Below are 405 nucleotides of genomic sequence, written 5' to 3' on the forward strand. Positions count from 1 at the left end.
GGTACCGGCAGCGCCAGCAGCGACAACTACTCCGTGGACACCACGCGCCCCACGGCGACCATCACGCTGGCCGACAGCGCGCTCACCGTGGGCGAAACCACGACCGTCACCATCACCTTCAACGAGCCCGTCAACGGCTTTGACGCCAGCGACATCGTGTGCAAGAGCGGCACGCTGAGCTGGCCCACGGCGAGCGACGACCGCACGGTCTGGACAGCGACCTTCACGCCCACGGCCAACGTCAGCGCCCCGGCGAACACCATCCGCGTAAACCTCGCCGGCGTGACCGACGACGCGGGCAACGCCGGGACCGGCAACGCCAGCAGCGACAACTACTCCGTGGACACCAAGCGCCCCACGGCGACCATCACGCTGGCCGACAGCGTGCTCACCGCGGGCGAAACC

The 405-nt window shown here is 69.1% G+C and carries 1 protein-coding gene; it reads left to right on the forward strand.

Features of this window, described 5'->3' with window-relative positions:
* The coding region (locus VTU_RS33905; RefSeq protein ID WP_010107350.1) for an Ig-like domain-containing protein at positions 1 to 405 on the forward strand (405 nt) is incomplete at both ends.

The organism is Verminephrobacter aporrectodeae subsp. tuberculatae At4, assembly GCF_000193225.1.
Classification (GTDB): Bacteria; Pseudomonadota; Gammaproteobacteria; order Burkholderiales; family Burkholderiaceae_C; genus Acidovorax; species Acidovorax aporrectodeae.